This is a genomic window from Bradyrhizobium sp. 215_C5_N1_1, assembly GCF_052075935.1.
Taxonomy (GTDB): Bacteria; Pseudomonadota; Alphaproteobacteria; order Rhizobiales; family Xanthobacteraceae; genus Bradyrhizobium; species Bradyrhizobium barranii.
The window spans coordinates 7,690,396-7,708,172 of record NZ_CP197228.1 but is presented as its reverse complement, the minus strand read 5'-3'; the positions used below and the strand labels follow the sequence as shown (position 1 = coordinate 7,708,172).

Below are 17,777 nucleotides of genomic sequence, written 5' to 3'. Positions count from 1 at the left end.
GAAAACGCTTGAAGTCCGTACCAATTGGGCACATCTGGTGTTCAGGGCCGGTATCGCCCCGAAACCTCCCGCCGCAACAGGATTTCGTTTGTGAACCCTTCACCAAGCTCGACGCTTTCGCCCCAGGATTCGTCCAAAGCCAATCGCGACCTGTTCGATCAGACCGCGCTCTCCGATCTCGCGCAGCGGCTAGTCGAGGCGGCCAAGCGCGCCGGTGCGGATGCGGCCGATGCGGTCGCCGTGCGCGGCGTCTCGCAGGGCGTCGAGGTGCGTGACGGGCGCGTCGAGGAATCGGAACGCTCCGAGGGTGACGATGTCGGCCTGCGCGTGCTGGTCGGCCAGCGCCAGGCGGTGGTCTCGACCAACGACGTCAGCGGCGATGCCGTGACCAAGCTTGCCGAGCGCGCGGTGGCGATGGCGCGCGTCGCGCCCGACGACAAATATGTCGGCCTCGCCGATCCGGCGCTGCTCGCGCGCGACTTCCCCGATCTCGATCTGCTCGATCCCGACGTGCCCGCGACCTCCGAGCTCGAGCGCCGCGCGCTCGAAGCCGAGGCTGCCGCGCTCGCCGTGAAGGGGGTGACCAAGTCCGGCGGCGCCTCCGCCTCCGCCGGCATGGGCGGCATGGTGCTCGTCACCAGCACCGGCTTCCATGGTTCTTATTTGCGTTCCAGCCAGGGCATTTCGGCGACCGCGATATCGGGCGAAGGCACCGGCATGGAGCGTGACTACGACTTCACCTCGGCGCCGCACGGCGCCGATCTCCTGTCGCCGGAAGTCGTCGGCCGTTCCGCCGGCGAGCGTACCGTGGCGCGTTCCAATCCGCGCAAGGTCGAGACCTGCAAGGTGCCGGTCGTGTTCGATCCGCGCGTTGCGGGCTCGCTGGTCGGCCACGTCGTCGGTGCCATCAACGGCGCCTCGATCGCACGGAAGACCAGCTTCCTGAAGGACAAGCTCGGCCAGCAGCTGTTCGCAAAAAACATCCGCATCATCGACGATCCCCTGCGCAAGCGCGGCCTGCGCTCGCAGACGTTTGACGCCGAAGGCGTCGCGGTGAAGAAGATCGCGCTGATCGACGAGGGCGTGCTGACGACCTGGCTGCTCGACTGCGCGACCGCGCGCGAGCTCGGCCTCACTACCACCGGCCACGCCCATCGCGGCGTCTCGTCCTCGCCGTCGCCGGGACCGTACAATCTGCATCTCGAACCGGGCACGCCGACGCCGGCCGAACTGATCGCCGACATCAAGCAGGGCTTCTACGTCACCGACCTGATCGGCTCCGGCGTCAACGGCGTCACCGGCGATTACAGCCGCGGCGCCTCCGGCTTCTGGATCGAGAATGGCGAGCTGACCTATCCCGTCAGCGAGGTGACGATCGCGGGCCATCTGTTCGAGATCTTCAAATCGATGCAGCCGGCGAACAATCTCGAGTTCCGCTACGGCATCAATGCGCCGACGGTGCGCATCGAGGGTTTGACGCTTGGCGGACGCTGACGCGCATGCAACGGACGAAACCATCCTGACGCGCGACGCGGCGCTGCTGCAGGACGCGGTGCGGGAGGCAGGCAGCCTCGCGCAGTCGATGTTCCGCACCGAATTGAGGAAGTGGACCAAGGGCGCGTCCTCGCCGGTGTCGGAAGCCGACATTGCCGTCAACGATTTGCTCGAAGCGCGCCTGCGCTCGGCGACGCCCGATTATGGCTGGCTGTCCGAGGAGAGCGCCGACGACGAGGTGCGGCTGTCGCGGCGGCGGACCTGGGTGGTCGATCCCATCGACGGCACCCGCAATTATCTCGGCGGCCATGAAGAATGGTGCGTCAGCGTCGCGCTGGTCGAGGATGCCTCGCCGGTGCTGGCTGCGGTGTTCGCGCCCGCGACCGACGAGTTCTTCTTCGCGGCCCGCGGGCAGGGCACGACGCTCAACGGCAAAGCCGTGCGGGCGGCGTCCGGATCCGCGCTCGACTTCTCCCGCGTCGCCGGGCCGAAGCCGATGGTCGAGCGGCTCAATACGGCCGGCGGCGACATCAAGCTGCATCCGCGAATCGGTTCGCTCGCGCTGCGCCTGTGCCGGGTCGCCGATGGCGTGCTGGATGCGGCTTTTGCCGGGGGCAACAGCCATGATTGGGACCTTGCGGCGGCCGATTTGATCGTGCAGGAAGCGGATGGTAGGATGAGCGACCTCTCCGGAGATCCCATCCTCTATAACCGCCGGGAAGTCACGCACGGGGTGCTGGTGGCAGCGGGTCGCGATCGTCATGCGGGCATCGTCGCGCATTTTCGAAATCGGCCCTTGCCCTGAGTGCGTCCGCCGTGCTTCTCGAACACTGCTTTGCCGGGCAGCCCGTTAGGAACAGAACCCATGCCAGATAGTGCCCCGCAACAATTGCTGCATCTCGTCATCGGCGGCGAATTGCTCGATCTCGAGCACAACACCTTCAAGAACCTCGACGACGTCGAGATCGTCGGCCTCTATCCGAACTACGCGTCCGCTCACGTCGCCTGGCGCGCCAAGGCGCAGAGCACGGTCGACAACGCGCAGATGCGCTACTTCATCGTCCATCTCCATCGGCTGCTCGACCCGAATCAAGAACCGGCACGTTGAAAAAACTGCTTCGCAATACGCTGCGAAGCAGCTGGCTTCAGCGTGCCGTCGGGGTTCTGGCGGCCGAATATCTGCGTCTGGTCTGGCGGACCAACAAATTCACGTTCGATCCGCCTGACGTCTATGACATCGTCGAGCCGCAGATCCCCGCGATCTTCGCCTTCTGGCACGGCCAGCATTTCCTCACGCCCTTCATCAGGAATAAGGACTCCTACCGGGCCAAGGTCCTGATCTCGCGGCATCGCGACGGCGAGTTCAACGCGATCGCCGTCGAGCGGCTCGGCATCGGCCTCATCCGTGGTTCCGGTGACCACGGCGGCGCCTTCCACCGCAAGGGCGGGGTGGGCGCGTTCAGGGAAATGGTGCACACGCTCCAGGACGGTTGTAATGTCGCGCTGACCGCCGATGTCCCCAAACGCTCGCGCGTGGCCGGGCTCGGCATCATCATGCTGGCACGGGAATCGGGGCGGCCGATCATGCCTTTCGCGATGGCGACCAGCCGCTTCATCCGGCTCAAGAACTGGGACCGCACCACCATCAACCTGCCGTTCGGGCGGGGCGCATTGGTCGGGATCAAGGAAATCCACGTGCCGCCGGATGCCGACGCCGCCACCATGGAAGCGCTGCGGCTGGAGCTGGAAGAGACCTTGAACGAGGCGACCCGCCGCGCCTATGCGCAACTCGGCCGTCCGGGGCCCCAAGATGGCTAATTCGCTGCCGATAACGCTGCGGATGTACCGGCGCCTGGCCTCGGGCCTGGTGCCGCTTGCGCCGGCGCTGATCAAGCGGCGGCTGAAGCAGGGCAAGGAGGATCCCGCGCGCGTCGGCGAGCGGCGGGGCCTGTCCCGGGACGTGCGTCCGCACGGCCCCCTGGTCTGGATTCACGGCGCCAGCGTCGGCGAGGTGCTCGCCGCAGCCGCGCTGATCGAGCGCCTGCGCGACCTCAATCTTCGCATCCTGCTCACCTCGGGCACCGTCACCTCCGCCGCCGTCGTCGCAAAGCGGTTTCCGCCCGACGTCATCCATCAATACGTGCCGTATGATTCCCCGCGCTATGTCGCGCGCTTCCTCGATCACTGGAAGCCCTCGCTGGCGCTGTTCATCGAATCCGATTTGTGGCCGAACCTGATCCTGGCGGGCGCCGCACGCCGCCTGCCGATGGTGCTGATCAACGGGCGGATGTCGCCGCGCTCCTTCCCGCGCTGGCGGCGGATGTACGGCACCATCTCGGCGCTGCTGTCGCGGTTCGACATTTGCCTGGCGCAATCGAAGACCGATGCGGAGCGCTTCTCCGCGCTCGGCGGCCGCGACGTGGTCACCACGGGCAATCTCAAGCTCGACGTGGCCGCGCCGCCGGCCGATCCCGCCAAGCTCGAGCGGCTGATGGCGATGACGCGCGGCCGCCCGATCATCGTCGCGGCCTCGACCCATCCGGGCGAGGACGAGATGCTGGTCGCGGCGCATCGCAGCCTCGTCGGTTTCTTCCCGCAGCTTCTGACCGTGATCGTGCCACGGCATCCGGATCGCGGCACCTCGATTGCCGGCTTGATCACGGCGTCGGGCCTGAAGCCGGCGTTGCGCTCGCGCGAGGAATTGCCGACGGCCGCGACCGACGTCTATGTCGCCGACACCATGGGCGAGCTCGGCCTGTTCTACCGCCTCTCGCCGGTCGTGTTCATGGGCGGATCGCTGATCCGCCATGGCGGCCAGAATCCGATCGAGGCGATCAAGCTCGGCGCTGCGATCGTCCATGGTCCGCACGTCTTCAACTTCGCCGATGTCTACGAGGCGCTTGATAGCAGCGGCGGCGCGCGCCAGGCCGACACGCAGGAGACGCTGGTCAAGCAGCTCGGCCAGCTGCTGGCCGATCCCACGGTGCGCGACGGGATGCAGCGCGCAGGCTCAGGCGTGGTCGAGGATCTCGGCGGCGCGCTCAATCGCACGATGACGGCGCTCGAGCCTTATCTCCTGCAGCTCACCATCGAGATGGGGGCCGCCAATGCGTGAGCCGGCCTTCTGGTACCGGCCGCGTTCCTTCAAGTCTCATGCGTTACGGCCGTTGGGCTTGCTCTATGGCGCGATCACCGAACGGCGCATGCTGCGCCAGGGCTTTGACGCCGGCATCCCCGTGATCTGCGTCGGCAACTACCATGTCGGCGGCGCCGGCAAGACGCCGACCGTGCTCGCATTGACGAAGCTGTTGCGCGAGCTCGGCGAGACGCCGGTGGTGCTCAGCCGCGGTTATGGCGGGCGCCTCAAGGGTCCGGTCATGGTCGACCGCGAGCGCCACACCGCTTCCGACATCGGCGACGAGCCGTTGATGATGGTGCGCGACGTTCCTGTCGTGGTCGCGCACGACCGTCTCGAAGGCGTTGCGCTCGCGAAGTCGCGGGGCGCGACCGTGATCCTGATGGACGACGGTTTCCAGAACCCGCGCCTGCTGAAGGACGCCTCCCTGATCGTGATCGACAGCGAGCGCGGCCTCGGCAACGGCAAGGTGTTTCCGGCCGGTCCCTTGCGCGCGCCGCTGAAGGCGCAGCTCGCGCGCACCGATGCGCTGGTGCTGATCGGCAATGGCCATGCCGCCAACGATGTCGCGGCGGAGCTTGCGAAGCGCAACAAGCCGGAGCTGCGCGCGCGCCTGAAGCCGGATGCGGCCTCGGTCGCGCAACTCCTCGGCAAACGAGTCTTTGCGTTCGCCGGCATCGGCGATCCCGCGCGTTTCTTCCGCAGCTTGCGCGCCTGCGGCATCGAGGTCGCGCGCACGCGCCCCTTCGCCGATCACCACATGTTTTCGCAGAACGAGATCGCGGCGCTCGCAGCGGAGGCGCAGCGCGAGCAACTCACGCTGGTGACGACGGAAAAGGATCTTGCGCGCCTCCGCGGCCGCGAAGGCGTCCCCGACGGCATCGTGCCGTTCGCGGTGCAGCTCGAATTCGATGATCCGGCAGCGCTCCGGCAATTGATCAGCGATCATCTCTACAAGGCGCGCGAGCGGCGGTTCGGCAGGCGATGATTTCTTGATGATTTCTTGATGATTTCTTGGCGTGGGCAAAGCGCTCCGCCGTAGCCCAACACCGCGCGCCTTGCGATATGCGACATGTCGCGGCGGATGAATTGTCTTCCGCACGTTCGGGAGTTGATGTAGCCTCGCATGAGAGCCGTCACCGGGACGTGCCGAACTCCCGGCAATCATCGGCGGCGTTTATGCCCACGGCGGGCAACGTACCATCATCATTTCAGATGCGAGACCGTTACGATCAGTTCGGAACGGCCGGAGAGTTATTGCCAAAAGCTCAGAGGAGAACATGCCATGCATTTTTGCCTCACTGGACAATATACACCACGCGCTCTCAACGCCATTTTGGAAAACCCCACGATCAATCGCCAGGAGGCGGCGACAAAACTCATTGAAGCGGCCGGCGGCAAGCTGATTTCGATGTACAGCGTTGCTGCCGACGGTCCGGGCGTTTTGGTGATTTTCGATGTGCCTGATCCGAGCACGGCTCCGGCCATCTCCGGTCTGACCGTCACGGTGGGCACCCTGCAGAACGTGAAATTGACCCGGCTGTTCACGCAGGACGAGATCAAGCAGGTCCGCCAGAACGCGGCGAAGCTGCGTTCTTCGTATAGTCCGCCCGGAGGCTGACATCCGGATCTCAAGCGATGCCGCCGCAATCGTATCAGGCGGCGGCAACGCTTACCTCACAGCAAAAAGCAGGTCTGCGCGCTGAGGCGAGGCGAAGGCCTTCCGGCGTCCATCGACGGACGATGCGGGAGGGCGCGTGCTGTGTCCGGCGCCACAGGTCCGACTGAACGTGCTTGCCAGCGGACCCGTTCAGGGCGTGCAATCCCGGCTCAGCCCTCAGTCCCCTCACCAGGCTCCAACAGCCATCATTCCGATGATGGTCAGGCACGAGACGCAGGCCACCATGACAGTATAGCATTCGGGTGTATTCATCGCTTGCTCCCAAACTGCCGCCAATTGCTTGGTCACTGCTACGCGGGAGAGTTCGCCGGTCTCGGGCCGCTTCAATGCGGCACGCCGCGACCGGTCTTGCGTTGTGCGTCCGTCCTCTCATCGTCACCCTGATCCGCAAGATGATGATGCGCTTCGGAAGCTTCAGAGCGTTGAGCTATGATCAGAAGCTGTTTCCGCATTTCAGCGAGGCGGGCGCGGCAATATTCACGATAGAGCATGTCTAGTATGGTGGGCATGATCACCCCCATCGTTGACTTTCGATTTACAAAGTATCCACCGCGAATTTTCGAGGTGATCGTAGCCCGTCAGATGGCTCTTCCGATGTGAGCCCGTTCACAGACTGCGCCAATTCCAAAGCTCAATGGTCGTTTGGTTGACTTGATGGTCTGTGCGACAAAGCAGCAGGGCTAATTACCTAACACGCACTCTAGCAGCGCTCTGTTTCACCAGAACTTCGTCAAACAACTTAAGGGCGCCGAACCGCAGCGAAAAATCCAACCACAGCGCGAAGTGACTTACCACGGAGTGCAAGCGCAATTCGTTGCAACGCGGATCGGCGCGACGGAGATCATTTCGGCGGCGAGGCGCGCAGTTCAGGTGCGCGCGAACATCGTCTCCATCCTCCTGCTGCGCGATAAGCTGTGCCGCTCATGCGGCGCCGGCAGGACAGCTACCCTTTGCTCACCCTGTAGCGGCCCGCCATTCAGGCGACATTCTTCGCCAGACGCCTATCGGTTCCAGACGATCAGGAGAATCCGATGAAACTGCCATCTGCAGCCGTCGCTGCCAGTCTTCTGTGTCTGATCATGGCGCCCGTGTTTGCGCAGACGCCGCCGACGACGGCTCCCGCTGCTCCAACCAGCACGGTGCCAGTCCCCGCGACCAAGCGCGTCACGTGCCTTGCGACGACGCAAAGCCTGAAGGGCCAGGACAAGCGCGATCAGATGCAGCTCTGCATGGCGCAGGCACGGGTCGATTGTCTGAAGCAGGCGATCGATCAGAAAGTGGTCGGTGAGACCAGGAAGACTTTCATCAAGACCTGTGTGGGCGCGGATGGTCCCGAGCCGCAATAGCCGCGCGATGCCACGAACTCGGTATCGTTGGGTGGGCAAGGCGAATTGTCCGCCGAAGCTGAGCGAGCGAAGGCGGAAGCGTGCCTACATTGTTCGTTGCGGTCGTGAAGAGATGGCGGGCACGGCGCGAGGCGCCTTTGCCCACCCTACGGCTGCGGCTTCAGCGCGCCGGGGAAATGCCGCTGCAGCACGGCGGCGGGCGTGGCGTAGGCCTCTTGCAGATCCACGCTCCAGTACTTCAATTCGTCGAGCGGAATCCGCGTGTCGGTGATCGCGCAACGGACGAAGGTCCCCGGCGAGATCACGCGGAAATCGCCGTCGAGATATTGCACCTGCGCTTCGCCATGGCCCGAGGGGCCGAACTTGTTCAGCACGGTCGAAAGTCTCCGTGGAAGGCCTCTCCGTGGAAAACCCTGGAGGGCACGATGTGTTGCACCGAATTTAGCATAGATAGGGTGGCTTGTCCGCCCGGTAAACCCACCGGTTTGTGATGTTTTGCCGCCGTTTCCGCATGATAGTGCTTCGCGCGAGGGATGGCCGGTTCCGGCATCTTCCACGGCAGAATCCGATGCGCCTTCGACTGACCGCCCTGTTCATGATGCTGCTGATGTCGGCCGCGCACGCCGCGCCGGCGCCGCAGCAGGTCGACATTCCGCTGTCGTCCGGAATCCTGCATGGGCAGCTCTACAAGCCCGATGGCGAGGGGCCGTTTCCGACCGTGATCGCGCTGCATGGCTGCGGCGGCCTCGGCAATCATTCAGAATCGGTGCTGCCGCGCTATCGCGACTGGGCGCTGCAACTGCTGAAGGCCGGCAACGCCGTTCTGCTGCCCGACAGCTACGGCTCGCGCGAGCTCGGGCCGCAATGCCGCGTCAAGGAGATGCACGTCAAGGCGCGGCGCGAGCGCGTCGCCGACATCGCGGCCTCGCGCGCCTGGCTGGTGAAGCAGAGTTGGGTCGCGCGCGACCGCGTCAGCCTGATCGGCTGGGCCAATGGTGCCAGCGCGCTGCTCTGGGCCGTGCGTCCGCAGAGCGCCGCGCGCGAAGCCGGGCCGGATTTTCGCGCGGCGATCGCGTTCTATCCGGATTGCCGGATCTCCGCCGGCCTCGGCTGGAGCGCGCGGGTGCCGACCCTGGTGCTGATCGGCGCCAATGACGACGTCTCGTCGCCGCCGGCCTGCCGCCAGATGGTCGACGGCGCGCGCGGCCGCAGCGCGCTCACGCGCATCGTGGTCTATCCCGGCGCCTATCACGATTTCGACCGCGCCAATACGCCGCTGCACGCAGCTGCCGGCACCACCGACGCCGCCGCGCCCGAGCACGGCCATCTCGGCACGGACGCAGAGGCGCGCGCGGAGTCGCAGAAGGAAGTCGCGGAGTGGCTGGCGCGGTGAGGGCGGTCCTGTAGCCCGGATGGAGCGGGCTTGTCCCGCCGTAGCTCGATAGAGCGAAGGCGGAAGCGGGGCCGCCCGAGGAACAACGTTAGGCGGACAGCCCCGCATCGACCACCGCCCTGCACGGAGTATGGCCGACCGTGAATCTACGTATCGCGTGTCGCGGCGGTTTCAGCAGGTGACGGCGCCTTAGTTCGACCACGATGTCGATTAAACGCAGTCCTCATGCGCAACCGCTTCGTCCTGTTCTCATCCGCACTGATCGTCTTCACCGTCGCGATCTTCCTGTTCGAAGCCCACGCCGGCGCGCCGATGATCGCGCCGGAACATTGCGGCTTCTGGACCACGATCGACGCGGGATTGTCCTGCCGGTAGGCGGGCTGCGCTCGCAATGACGAGGTTGTGGCGACACGCGTCCCACACTGGCTGTCATCGCCCGGCTTGACCGGGCGATCCAGTACTCCGAGACGTTAGTGATTGAGCCGAGAAGCCGCGGCGTACTGGATTCCCCGCATTCGCGGGGAATGACACTGAGGGCGGAACGCCGCCGTAGCGCTCAGAACAACGTGCCCTGATCCACCGGCTTGCCCGCGCGCTTCGGCGCAGGTTTTGCGTCTTGCGCGGCCGGCTTTGCTTGCGCCGGCGCACGCTTTGCCGTCGGCGCCGGGCGATCCGCATCCGCCGTCGCGCCGACACGGCCGTCCGCAAACTCGATCTCGAGGCGTGCGCCGGGACCAATCGCGTCGGCCGAATGCAAGGGATGGCCGGCCTCGTCCCGTACCAGAGCAAAGCCGCGCGCGAGCACGCCGCGATACGACAAGGCCGAGAGCAGCTTGCCGCTGTTCTCGATGCGGGCATCCAGCCGCTGTAACAGCGTGACAAGCGCGCGGTTGGCGCGCTCGGCCAGACGATGCGTGCGCTCGCGCTGGCGGGCAATTGCGTTGCGCTGCGCCTGCGCATTCGAAAGTTTCGAGGCGCGCAAGCGCACCTCCAGCCCGGCAAAACGGTCGCGCCGTTGCCGCAGCAGCGAGCGCGCGGACAGGCCGAGCCGCTCGCCGCACACGGTGAGGCGGTGATCGGCCTGCGAAATCTGCCCGTGCAGCACCCGCAGCGTCAGCTTTGCGCTCGCCGCGGTAAACCGGCGGAAATGCGCGTGCGTGTTGGCCTTGAGGCCGCGGGGTAGCGACGCGCCCGCTGAATCCAGCCGTTGCCGCGGGATCGCGAGCAGATCGCCCGCCGCGGGCAGGGCGCGCGCGGCGGCGCGCAGCTCGCTGCGGCGGCTCTCATGGGCACGCTGCCAATAGGCGCGGGTGCGCCGCGCGAGATCGGCGACCTCGACGAACAGATCGCTGCGCACCGGCACCGCCATCTCGGCCGCTGCCGTCGGCGTCGGCGCGCGCTTGTCGGCGACGAAGTCGATCAGCGTGATGTCGGTCTCGTGCCCGACCGCCGAGATCAGCGGGATCATGCTCTCGGCTGCCGCCCGCACCACGATCTCCTCGTTGAACGACCAGAGGTCCTCCAGCGAGCCGCCGCCGCGTGCCACGATCAGCACATCGGGCCGCGGAATCTTGCCGCCCTCGGGCAGCGCGTTGAAGCCGCGGATCGCGGCTGCGACCTGCTCGGCCGAGCCTTCACCCTGCACCTTGACCGGCCACACCAGTACGTGGCGGGGAAAGCGGTCCTCGAGCCGATGCAGGATGTCACGGATGACGGCGCCGGTCGGCGAGGTCACCACGCCGATCACCTCCGGCAGCCAGGGCAGCAACTGCTTGCGCGCCTCGTCGAACAGGCCCTCGGCGGCGAGCTTCTTCTTGCGCTCCTCCATCAGCGCCATCAGCGCGCCGATGCCGGCCGGCTCCAGCGCCTCGATCACGATCTGGTACTTCGAGGAGCCCGGATAAGTGGTGAGCTTGCCGGTGGCGATGACCTCGAGCCCTTCCTGGGGCTTGAAGCGCATCCGGCCGTGCACGCCCTTCCAGATCACCGCCTCGATCTTGGCGCTCTCGTCCTTGAGCGCGAAATAGCAGTGGCCGGAGGAGTGGGCGCCGCGGAAGCCGGAGATCTCGCCACGGACCCGGACATGGCCAAAGGCGTCCTCGACCGTCCGCTTCAGGGACTGCGAGAGCTCGGAGACGGTGAATTCGGGGGCGTTGAGCAGTGGTTCCGCAGGCGGCATCGGCAAACGATTCGGCATTTTGGGGTCAGACCCGACGTTAAGGATTTTCGCCGCGCGGCGCCAATCCTGGGATTGATATGGAGAGTACTCTGTAATATAGAGTTCTCTATAAATGATCAGTTCGAGGGAGTTTGCGATGGCGATGCGGCTGCTGCGGGGTTCTCTAAGCCTGTTGAAATGGGGCCTGTGCGCGGTTGGCGCAGTCGCGCTGCTGCTCACCGCCCTGATCGCGACGCCGCTGGAGCGGCCTGCGGAGATGCGCTCGGTCTCGGACTCCGCCAAGGGGATCGACTGGTCTACGCTGCCACCGCTCGAGCGCTTTCAGGCCCGCGATGGCACCTGGCTTGGCTTCCGGCACTACGCGCCGAAGGGGACGGCCACCGACCGCGGCGCCATCTTCATCCATGGATCGTCCGGTTCCTCCGGCACCGTGAACCATGCCCTGACGGCAGCATTCGCCGCGCACGGCGTCGAGACCTGGGCACTCGATACGCGCGGCCACGGCGCCTCCGGCACGCGCGGTGATATCGGCTATGTCGGCCAGCTCGAGGACGATCTGGTCGACTTCGTCGCCCATGTCCGCAAGAGCGCGCCCGATTTGCCACTGACCTTGATCGGTCATTCCGCCGGCGCCGGCTTCTCGTTGCGTGTTGCCGCGACGCCGATCATGCAGGACCTGTTCGTCCGCACTGTCCTGATCGCGCCCTATCTCGGCTACGACGCGCCGACCAACAAACCGCACGCCGGCGGTTGGGCCAATGCTGACCTTCCGCGCTACTTCGGGCTGGCGGCGCTGCGCAAGCTCGGCATCGACTGTTGTTCGCAGCTTCCAGTGCTGGCCTTCGCCGTGCCGGCGAATTCGGCCAAGTACCTCACCTCTACCTATTCCGACCGCCTGATGCGCAACTTTGCGACACGCGGTTATCGCCTCGATCTGCCCGGGGTGACACACCCGATGACGATTTTCGGCGGCGCCGACGATGAGATGATGATCTCGGACAAATATGCCGAGACCGTGCGGGCGGTGAAGCCGTCGATCGACGTCAAGATGATCGACGGCGTCAATCACATGGGCATGGTCACCAACCCGAAGGCGGTCAATGCAATCGCCGAGGACGTGGCAACGCGCGGAGCAGGCCAGTCATGATCGACAGCAAGGAGGCGTCTGCAGCGCTGGCCGACATCGACGACATCGTCCAGCGCGTGAAGCAATCGCAGCTCTACGAGCTCGCAAGCCTCGCCGCAGTCTGGTGGGGAGTCCTGGTATTCGCAGGCAATCTCGTGACCTGGCTCTGGCCGGTCTACGCGGTCCACGCCTGGGTTGCCGTGGACGTTCTGGGCGTCGGTGGTCTGGTCGGAATCCGGTTGCTCAATCCATCGCCCCGTCCGCATGGTGCCGCCTTCGATGTCAGGCTCGTTCTGGTCTTCGTGCTGTTCTTCGCCTTCGGCTATCTCTGCACCAACGTCGTCGGCCATTTCGGCCCACGCCAGCTCGGCGCGTTCTGGCCGCTCTACTTCATGCTGTTCTATACGCTGGCGGGTCTCTGGTTCGGCTACGCCTTCGTCGCGATCGGTCTTGGCATCGCTGCACTGACGTTGTTCGGCTTCTTCTACATCGGCGAGGCGTTCCCGCTCTGGATGGCCTTTGTCAACGGTGGCGGACTGATCCTCGGCGGCCTCTGGATGCGGCGGATCTAGCCAATGGCCGAGCTCGACGACATCATCCATCAGCCGTTGCGCCTCAAGATCATGGCGGCGCTGAACGCGCTGCCGGTCTCCGCTGGCCTGGAGTTCTCGCGATTGAAAAAGCTCACCGGCGCCACCGACGGCAATCTCGGCGCACATATCGAGACGCTGGCGAAGGCGGGCTACGTCTCGGTAGACAAGGCCTTCGTCGGCAAGAAGCCGCAGACCACAGTAACCGCCACCGCCGTCGGCCGCGGCGCCTTCGCGCGGCATGTGGCGACGTTGCAGGAGATCATTGCGGGGAGGCAGGTTTAGCGGCGATTGTCGTCCTCGGGCGTTCCCCTCTCTCCGCCGTCATTCCGGGGCGCGCCCCCTTGGGCGCGAGCCCGGAATCCATACTCACGATGGTGGTTATGGATTCCGGGCTCGCGGCTTCGCCACGCCCCCGGAATGACGGGGAGTGTGGGCGTTTCCCCTTGAGACCCGCCGCGATTCGTGCGACCTCCGCCCCAGCAAAACCCCTCATTTCGAGCCTTCGATGCACATTCTCCTGCTCGGTTCCGGCGGCCGCGAACATGCCCTGGCGTGGAAAATCGCAGCCTCCCCCCTGGTGACCAAATTCTGGTGCGCGCCCGGCAATGCCGGCATCGCGCGGGAGGCGGAATGCGTGGCGCTCGATGTCGCCGACCATGCCGCGGTGATCGATTTCTGCAAGACGAATGCGGTCGAGCTCGTGGTGGTCGGCCCGGAGACGCCGCTGGCCGCCGGCATCGTCGACGACCTCACCGCCGCCGGCATCAAGGCGTTCGGGCCGAGCGGGGTGGCGGCGCAGCTCGAGAGCTCCAAGGGCTTCACCAAGGCGCTGTGCACCGAATTCGGCATTCCGACCGGCGCCTACAAGCGCTTCACCAACGCCAATGATGCGCGTGCTTACGTCCAGAGCCAGGGTGCGCCGATCGTGGTCAAGGCCGACGGCCTTGCCGCCGGCAAGGGCGTCGTGGTCGCCAAGACCGTGCGCGAGGCCGAGGACGCCATCGCCATGATGTTCGAGGGCGCCTTTGGCGATGCCGGCGCCGAGGTCGTGATCGAGGAATTTCTGCCGGGCCGCGAGATCAGCTTCTTCGCGCTGTGCGACGGCGAGACCGCCATCCCTCTCGCTTCCGCGCAGGACCACAAGCGGGTGTTCGACCACGATCTCGGCCCGAACACCGGCGGCATGGGCGCCTATTCGCCGACGCCTTTGGTCACGCCCGCGATCCACGACGCGATCATGGCCAAGATCATCCTGCCGACGGTTGCCGGCATGAAGCAGCGCGGCACGCCGTTCCGCGGCATCCTCTATGCCGGGATCATGCTGACGACGCAGGGCCCAAAGCTGTTCGAGTTCAACGTCCGCTTCGGCGATCCCGAGTGCCAGGTGCTGATGCTGCGCATGATGTCCGACATCGTGCCGGCGTTCATCGCCGCCTGCGACGGGGAGCTTAAGCACTTCGATCTGCGCTGGTATCCGGAATCCGCGCTCACGGTGGTGATGGCGGCCAAGGGCTATCCCGGCGACTACCAGAAGGGCACGCGCATCGAGGGGCTCGATGACGCAGCCAAGGTCGACACCGCCGAGATCTTCCATGCGGGCACGGTCGAGAAGGACGGCGCGATCCTCGCCAATGGCGGCCGCGTGCTCAATGTCTGCGCGCTCGGCAAGACCGTGACGGAAGCGCAGGCGCGTGCCTATCAGGCCGTCGACCGCATCAACTGGCCGGAAGGCTTCTGCCGCCGCGACATCGGCTGGCAGGCGGTGGAAGCCGAGAAGGCCCGGGGCTGACAGGCTTTTTTCCGGACTGCGCGCACGCCGGCATCAAGATTGCCGCGTGCCACCGCTCCGCCACATCGACATTCCAAAATTGCGCAATCGCCTGTTGGGGTTAGCAACCCTCACAGGTGACCATCGTGCTACTGTGCATGGGGTTGTTTTCGACATTTTTGTTCGAGGCGGCCCGGGACTGACCAGACAGGACTGACCCGATAAGGATGCCGAAGATGTCCGATCTCGCCGACCTCTACCCCGGCTTCGCCTCCGAATGGATCAACACCTCCTTGGGCCGCATCTTCGCCCGCGTCGGCGGCAAGGGGCCGCCGCTGCTGTTGCTGCACGGCTTCTCCGAGACCAACGTGATGTGGCACCGCGTGGCGCCGCAGCTCGCCGACAAGTTCACGCTGATCATCGCCGATCTGCCGGGCTATGGCTGGTCCGACATGCCCGAGAGCGATGCACAGCACATCCCCTACAGCAAGCGCGCGATGGCCAAGGCGATGGTGGAAGCGATGGAGCAGCTCGGCCACGTCCACTTCGCGCTCGCCGGCCACGACCGCGGCGGCCGGGTGTCGTATCGGCTTGCGCTCGACCATCCCGGCCGGCTGTCGAAGCTCGCCGTGCTCGATATCCTGCCGACCTATAATTACTGGGAGCGGATGAACCGCGCCTACGCGCTGAAGATCTATCACTGGACCTTCCTCGCCCAGCCGGCGCCGCTGCCGGAGACGCTGATCTCGGGCAATGGCGAGTTCTTCCTGCGCTTCAAGATGGCGAGCCAGACCAAGTCGAAGACGCTGGACGCCATCGACGAGCGTGCACTCGAACATTACATCGCCCCGTTCCGCGATCCCGCCCGCGTGCATGCGATGTGCGAGGACTACCGCGCCGGCGCCTATTTCGATTACGACCTCGACAAGGCCGATTTCGAAGCCGGCAAGAAGATCACGATTCCCATGCTGGCCTTGTGGGGTGGCGCAGGCATCGCCCAGGCCGCCGCCACGCCGCTCGATACGTGGAAGCAATGGGCGACCAACGTCGACGGCATGCCGGTGGACTCCGGCCATTTCCTCACCGAGGAGAACCCGGACGTCACCGCAAAGGCGCTGCGCGAGTTCTTCGCAGGCTGAACTAAGCTGTCGCGACACACACAACTGTCATCGCCCGGCTTGACCGGGCGATCCAGTACTCCGAGACGGTGGTGGTTGATCGATAGGCCGCGGCGTACTGGATGCCCCGCCTTCGTGTTTAGCCCGGACAGATCACTGACGGGTGTTCGGAGACATAGCTGACACATCAACATTGGCTGGATTGGTCCGATTCGGGAGGCCGTCCATGCCTTGGAGCGAGGTGTCAGTGATGGATCAGCGCCACGAGTTTGTGCGGCTGGCTTTGCAGGAGGGCGCCAACCGGCGCGAACTGTGCCGTCGGTTCAACATCAGTCCTGACGTCGGCTACAAGTGGCTGGCGCGCTGGCAGGCCGGCGATCGGGAGCTGGCCGACTGTTCCCGGCGCCCGCATGCGATGCCCAAGCGGAGTGAGGCTGCGGTCGAGGCAGAAGTCCTGGCTGTACGCGACAAGCATCCGGCTTGGGGAGCACGGAAGATTGCCCATTGCCTGAAGCGGGGCGGGCAGACGGTGCCTGTGCCATCAACGGTGCACCAGATCCTGTGTCGGAACGACCGGATCAAACCGAGTGAGAATGCGCCGCCCAATCCGGGCCACCGGTTCGAGAAGGAAGCTCCCAACCTGCTGTGGCAGATGGACTTCAAGGGTCACCTGCCGCTCGCCAATGGGACGCGGTGCCATCCGCTAACGATCGTCGACGATCACTCGCGCTACGTGCTGTGCCTGAAGGCATGTGCCGACGAGCAGCGCCTCACCGTGCAGAATCACCTGTCGACGACGTTCCGCTGCTATGGCCTGCCGGAGGCCTTCTACACCGACAATGGCTCACCCTGGGGCGATACGTCCGGCATTCGTTGGACCGGACTGAAGGTGTGGCTGCTCAAGCTTGGCGTCAGGGTGGTGCACGCAAGGCCATGCCACCCACAGGCCCGCGGCAAGAACGAACGCTTCCATCGCACCCTGAAGGCCGAGGTGTTTGCAATGCGCCGCTTCCGAACTCTCCCGGAAGTCCAGCGCGCCTTCGACGCCTGGCGGCCGGTCTACAATCTGGAGCGGCCTCACCAAGGCCTCGATATGCAGGTCCCTGCCGATCGCTTCCGGCCAAGTGCTCGCCCCATGCCGGCCCGCGTTCCGAACGTCGAATACGACAGCGGCGAGATCGTGCGCAGGGTCTCATCGACAAGACCCTACATCTCCTTCAAGGGACACTTCTGGAAAGTTCCCCAGGCCTTCGCCCGCGAACGCCTTGCCATCCGGCCGCTGGATCGTGACGGCCACTACGGAATCTTCTTCGCCAGCTGGCAGGTCGCATCGATCGACTTGACCAATGGCCAACCTGTCAGTGATGTGTCCGAACAGGTGTCAGCCATGTCTCCGGGCTAAACACTTCGCGGGGCATGACGGCGGAATATGTGAATCTACCGCCGCTCGCGAAAAAAGTCCTTGAGCAGCCGCGCCGCCTCGCTCTCGCCGACCCCGGAATAGACATCCGGCGCATGATGGCAGGTTGGGGATGCAAAGAACCGCACGCCTGATTCCACCGCGCCGCCCTTGGGATCGGCGGCGCCGTAATAGAGCCGCCTGACCCTTGCAAAGGAGATCGCGCCCGCACACATGGTGCAGGGCTCCAGCGTCACGTAGAGGTCGCAGTCGACCAGGCGCTCGCTGCCGATCTTTTTGGCGGCCTCGCGCAGCGCAATGATCTCGGCATGGGCGGTCGGGTCGTAATCAGTCAGCGTCCGGTTCGCCGCGGTCGCGATGACCTCGTAATTGCGGACCACGACGCATCCGATCGGAACTTCGCCCGCCTTTCCGGCATTTTCGGCCGTTTTGAGCGCCAAATCCATGAAAGAGGGGGCTTTCAAGCCTCGTATCATCGCCAGAAACCTGCTAGTAGCTCCGCCTTCAGCAAGAGTGAATACCG

The 17,777-nt window shown here is 65.2% G+C and carries 20 protein-coding genes; 16 read left to right on the top strand and 4 right to left on the bottom strand.

Features of this window, described 5'->3' with window-relative positions:
* Nucleotides 1-90: 90 nt before the first annotated feature.
* The 7 genes from AB7G19_RS36935 (at nucleotide 91) to AB7G19_RS36905 (ending at nucleotide 6,251) form a co-directional block, all read left to right on the top strand.
* Nucleotides 91-1,494: a TldD/PmbA family protein gene (locus AB7G19_RS36935; protein WP_071909514.1), complete on the top strand. Its 1,404-nt coding sequence runs from the start codon at nucleotides 91-93 to the stop codon at nucleotides 1,492-1,494.
* Entirely contained in the window at nucleotides 1,481-2,299 is an 819-nt protein-coding gene (locus AB7G19_RS36930; RefSeq protein ID WP_085403368.1) for a 3'(2'),5'-bisphosphate nucleotidase CysQ, read from the top strand. Before AB7G19_RS36935 ends, AB7G19_RS36930 begins: the two co-directional genes overlap by 14 nt.
* Nucleotides 2,300-2,359: 60 nt before the next feature.
* The gene (locus AB7G19_RS36925) at nucleotides 2,360-2,602 is read left to right on the top strand and encodes a DUF4170 domain-containing protein (protein WP_014491932.1); all 243 of its coding nucleotides are present in this window, start codon (nucleotides 2,360-2,362) and stop codon (nucleotides 2,600-2,602) included.
* Nucleotides 2,599-3,312, top strand: a complete 714-nt coding sequence (locus tag AB7G19_RS36920) for a lysophospholipid acyltransferase family protein (RefSeq protein WP_085403367.1) — start codon at nucleotides 2,599-2,601, stop codon at nucleotides 3,310-3,312. Before AB7G19_RS36925 ends, AB7G19_RS36920 begins: the two co-directional genes overlap by 4 nt.
* Nucleotides 3,275-4,609: a 3-deoxy-D-manno-octulosonic acid transferase gene (locus AB7G19_RS36915; protein ID WP_085403366.1), complete on the top strand. Its 1,335-nt coding sequence runs from the start codon at nucleotides 3,275-3,277 to the stop codon at nucleotides 4,607-4,609. The genes AB7G19_RS36920 and AB7G19_RS36915 overlap by 38 nt, the downstream gene beginning before the upstream one ends.
* A complete protein-coding gene (gene lpxK, locus AB7G19_RS36910) occupies nucleotides 4,602-5,618 on the top strand; it encodes a tetraacyldisaccharide 4'-kinase (protein ID WP_071909517.1) in 1,017 nt (338 codons plus the stop codon). Before AB7G19_RS36915 ends, lpxK begins: the two co-directional genes overlap by 8 nt.
* Nucleotides 5,619-5,915: 297 nt before the next feature.
* Nucleotides 5,916-6,251 carry a GYD domain-containing protein gene (locus tag AB7G19_RS36905; protein WP_063985608.1) on the top strand — a complete coding sequence of 112 codons (336 nt, stop codon included), beginning with the start codon at nucleotides 5,916-5,918 and terminating at the stop codon, nucleotides 6,249-6,251.
* 383 nt (nucleotides 6,252-6,634) lie between these two features.
* On the opposite strand, the gene AB7G19_RS36900 is transcribed toward AB7G19_RS36905, so the two are convergent.
* Nucleotides 6,635-6,832 carry a hypothetical protein gene (locus AB7G19_RS36900; RefSeq protein WP_223153847.1) on the bottom strand — a complete coding sequence of 66 codons (198 nt, stop codon included), beginning with the start codon at nucleotides 6,830-6,832 and terminating at the stop codon, nucleotides 6,635-6,637.
* Nucleotides 6,833-7,342: 510 nt separating this feature from the next.
* Between AB7G19_RS36900 and AB7G19_RS36895 the strand changes: the two genes are divergently transcribed.
* Nucleotides 7,343-7,657, top strand: coding sequence for a hypothetical protein (locus AB7G19_RS36895; protein WP_085403365.1), 315 nt, complete (start codon nucleotides 7,343-7,345; stop codon nucleotides 7,655-7,657).
* Between the two features lie 146 nt (nucleotides 7,658-7,803).
* Here the strand turns inward: AB7G19_RS36895 and AB7G19_RS36890 are convergent, their stop codons facing one another.
* Nucleotides 7,804-8,031: a DUF2093 domain-containing protein gene (locus AB7G19_RS36890; RefSeq protein ID WP_014491939.1), complete on the bottom strand. Its 228-nt coding sequence runs from the start codon at nucleotides 8,029-8,031 to the stop codon at nucleotides 7,804-7,806.
* Between the two features lie 194 nt (nucleotides 8,032-8,225).
* Here AB7G19_RS36890 and AB7G19_RS36885 point away from each other — a divergent pair, with 194 nt between their 5' ends.
* Nucleotides 8,226-9,050 (top strand): dienelactone hydrolase family protein, encoded by an 825-nt coding sequence (locus AB7G19_RS36885; RefSeq protein ID WP_085403364.1) that lies wholly within the window; start codon nucleotides 8,226-8,228, stop codon nucleotides 9,048-9,050.
* Nucleotides 9,051-9,275: 225 nt separating this feature from the next.
* Nucleotides 9,276-9,425 carry a hypothetical protein gene (locus tag AB7G19_RS36880; protein ID WP_008130160.1) on the top strand — a complete coding sequence of 50 codons (150 nt, stop codon included), beginning with the start codon at nucleotides 9,276-9,278 and terminating at the stop codon, nucleotides 9,423-9,425.
* A 181-nt stretch (nucleotides 9,426-9,606) separates the two neighbouring features.
* On the opposite strand, the gene xseA is transcribed toward AB7G19_RS36880, so the two are convergent.
* Nucleotides 9,607-11,229 carry an exodeoxyribonuclease VII large subunit gene (gene xseA / locus AB7G19_RS36875; RefSeq protein WP_085403363.1) on the bottom strand — a complete coding sequence of 541 codons (1,623 nt, stop codon included), beginning with the start codon at nucleotides 11,227-11,229 and terminating at the stop codon, nucleotides 9,607-9,609.
* 136 nt (nucleotides 11,230-11,365) lie between these two features.
* Here xseA and AB7G19_RS36870 point away from each other — a divergent pair, with 136 nt between their 5' ends.
* The 6 genes from AB7G19_RS36870 to AB7G19_RS36845 all read left to right on the top strand — a co-directional run bounded on the left by AB7G19_RS36870 (nucleotide 11,366) and on the right by AB7G19_RS36845 (nucleotide 17,236).
* Nucleotides 11,366-12,376, top strand: a complete 1,011-nt coding sequence (locus tag AB7G19_RS36870; protein WP_085403362.1) for an alpha/beta hydrolase — start codon at nucleotides 11,366-11,368, stop codon at nucleotides 12,374-12,376.
* Nucleotides 12,373-12,927 (top strand): hypothetical protein, encoded by a 555-nt coding sequence (locus tag AB7G19_RS36865; RefSeq protein ID WP_135214809.1) that lies wholly within the window; start codon nucleotides 12,373-12,375, stop codon nucleotides 12,925-12,927. Before AB7G19_RS36870 ends, AB7G19_RS36865 begins: the two co-directional genes overlap by 4 nt.
* Before the next feature lie 3 nt (nucleotides 12,928-12,930).
* Nucleotides 12,931-13,230 carry a winged helix-turn-helix domain-containing protein gene (locus tag AB7G19_RS36860; RefSeq protein ID WP_085403360.1) on the top strand — a complete coding sequence of 100 codons (300 nt, stop codon included), beginning with the start codon at nucleotides 12,931-12,933 and terminating at the stop codon, nucleotides 13,228-13,230.
* 223 nt (nucleotides 13,231-13,453) lie between these two features.
* Nucleotides 13,454-14,737: a phosphoribosylamine--glycine ligase gene (gene purD, locus AB7G19_RS36855; protein WP_085403359.1), complete on the top strand. Its 1,284-nt coding sequence runs from the start codon at nucleotides 13,454-13,456 to the stop codon at nucleotides 14,735-14,737.
* A 215-nt stretch (nucleotides 14,738-14,952) separates the two neighbouring features.
* Nucleotides 14,953-15,855 (top strand): alpha/beta fold hydrolase, encoded by a 903-nt coding sequence (locus tag AB7G19_RS36850; RefSeq protein WP_085403434.1) that lies wholly within the window; start codon nucleotides 14,953-14,955, stop codon nucleotides 15,853-15,855.
* A 205-nt stretch (nucleotides 15,856-16,060) separates the two neighbouring features.
* Nucleotides 16,061-17,236, top strand: a complete 1,176-nt coding sequence (locus AB7G19_RS36845) for an IS481 family transposase (protein ID WP_085398134.1) — start codon at nucleotides 16,061-16,063, stop codon at nucleotides 17,234-17,236.
* Nucleotides 17,237-17,271: 35 nt separating this feature from the next.
* Here AB7G19_RS36845 and AB7G19_RS36840 read toward each other — a convergent pair whose 3' ends face one another.
* Nucleotides 17,272-17,730 (bottom strand): nucleoside deaminase, encoded by a 459-nt coding sequence (locus AB7G19_RS36840; protein WP_071909524.1) that lies wholly within the window; start codon nucleotides 17,728-17,730, stop codon nucleotides 17,272-17,274.
* Between the last annotated feature and the right edge of the window lie 47 nt (nucleotides 17,731-17,777).

Coding starts and splice junctions, on each gene's coding strand:
- AB7G19_RS36900 (WP_223153847.1), bottom strand. CDS start 6,832: ATGGGGGTGATCATGCCCACCATACTAGACATGCTCTATCGTGAATAT.
- AB7G19_RS36845 (WP_085398134.1), top strand. CDS start 16,061: ATGCCTTGGAGCGAGGTGTCAGTGATGGATCAGCGCCACGAGTTTGTG.
- AB7G19_RS36925 (WP_014491932.1), top strand. CDS start 2,360: ATGCCAGATAGTGCCCCGCAACAATTGCTGCATCTCGTCATCGGCGGC.
- AB7G19_RS36850 (WP_085403434.1), top strand. CDS start 14,953: ATGTCCGATCTCGCCGACCTCTACCCCGGCTTCGCCTCCGAATGGATC.
- AB7G19_RS36880 (WP_008130160.1), top strand. CDS start 9,276: ATGCGCAACCGCTTCGTCCTGTTCTCATCCGCACTGATCGTCTTCACC.
- AB7G19_RS36915 (WP_085403366.1), top strand. CDS start 3,275: ATGCGCAACTCGGCCGTCCGGGGCCCCAAGATGGCTAATTCGCTGCCG.
- AB7G19_RS36905 (WP_063985608.1), top strand. CDS start 5,916: ATGCATTTTTGCCTCACTGGACAATATACACCACGCGCTCTCAACGCC.
- purD (WP_085403359.1), top strand. CDS start 13,454: ATGCACATTCTCCTGCTCGGTTCCGGCGGCCGCGAACATGCCCTGGCG.
- AB7G19_RS36840 (WP_071909524.1), bottom strand. CDS start 17,730: ATGATACGAGGCTTGAAAGCCCCCTCTTTCATGGATTTGGCGCTCAAA.
- AB7G19_RS36895 (WP_085403365.1), top strand. CDS start 7,343: ATGAAACTGCCATCTGCAGCCGTCGCTGCCAGTCTTCTGTGTCTGATC.
- AB7G19_RS36885 (WP_085403364.1), top strand. CDS start 8,226: ATGCGCCTTCGACTGACCGCCCTGTTCATGATGCTGCTGATGTCGGCC.
- lpxK (WP_071909517.1), top strand. CDS start 4,602: ATGCGTGAGCCGGCCTTCTGGTACCGGCCGCGTTCCTTCAAGTCTCAT.
- xseA (WP_085403363.1), bottom strand. CDS start 11,229: ATGCCGCCTGCGGAACCACTGCTCAACGCCCCCGAATTCACCGTCTCC.
- AB7G19_RS36860 (WP_085403360.1), top strand. CDS start 12,931: ATGGCCGAGCTCGACGACATCATCCATCAGCCGTTGCGCCTCAAGATC.
- AB7G19_RS36865 (WP_135214809.1), top strand. CDS start 12,373: ATGATCGACAGCAAGGAGGCGTCTGCAGCGCTGGCCGACATCGACGAC.
- AB7G19_RS36870 (WP_085403362.1), top strand. CDS start 11,366: ATGGCGATGCGGCTGCTGCGGGGTTCTCTAAGCCTGTTGAAATGGGGC.